The sequence below is a fragment of the Blautia sp. NSJ-140 genome (genome assembly GCF_022868965.1).
GTDB lineage: Bacteria > Bacillota > Clostridia > Lachnospirales > Lachnospiraceae > Blautia_A.
In genome coordinates this window covers 1-764 of record NZ_JALIFS010000029.1, presented here as the reverse complement: position 1 = coordinate 764, position 764 = coordinate 1, and the positions used below count along the sequence as shown (strand labels likewise).

Sequence of the window (764 nt, the reverse complement as noted above, 5' to 3'; positions counted from 1 at the left end):
CATCACCCTAGCGTAGGTGATGCGGTCTCTTGATTCTCGTGTCTTCCGATACTCACGTATCTTCCGACATGTGTTTGATTACTCTGTTTATAACAGATAAATCGATGTCTTCCTATCTTTGCGTTTGCATTAATTTCTTAATACTTTGCGTTTAAGGATATTTGATTAACTTAATCAAATCTCATGTATGCAGTTTTCAAGGTACAATGCTGACTGATGTTTTATCAGCCATTTAAAAAGAAAATATCTTTTCTTCTTAAATCACTGGTAAAACCAGCATCTATTCTCATCAGGATCTCTCCTGTTTTTCTTTTTTTGATCTGGCGCCCACCTGCTCTCCCACACCGTCTCCAGTGCAGTACCATCGGCCGATTGGGTCTTAACCGTCGTGTTCGGGATGGGAACGGGTGTGTCCCCCAACCGCATCGGCACCAGAAATATCTTAGCTTGATAGCTAAACAGTAAAACACATTTCAATTACTCTACTTTTTTTCCGTTTTAGTTGGATTGATTCAGCCGTTAGCACAGCCTACTGTATATCCAATTTCCTTAGAAAGGAGGTGATCCAGCCGCACCTTCCGATACGGCTACCTTGTTACGACTTCACCCCAGTCATCGGTCCCGCCTTCGGCAGCTCCTTCCTTGCGGTTAGGTCACTGACTTCGGGCGTTACTGACTCCCATGGTGTGACGGGCGGTGTGTACAAGACCCGGGAACGTATTCACCGCGGCATTCTGATCCGCGATTACTAGCGATTCCAGCTT

The 764-nt window shown here is 45.0% G+C and carries 2 rRNA genes; both read right to left on the bottom strand.

Annotated features, from left to right (window positions below):
• Positions 1–318: 318 nt before the first annotated feature.
• Positions 319–436, bottom strand: a 5S ribosomal RNA gene (gene rrf / locus MUB50_RS16910).
• A 117-nt stretch (positions 437–553) separates the two neighbouring features.
• Positions 554–764, bottom strand: a 16S ribosomal RNA gene (locus tag MUB50_RS16905); the annotation flags it as partial.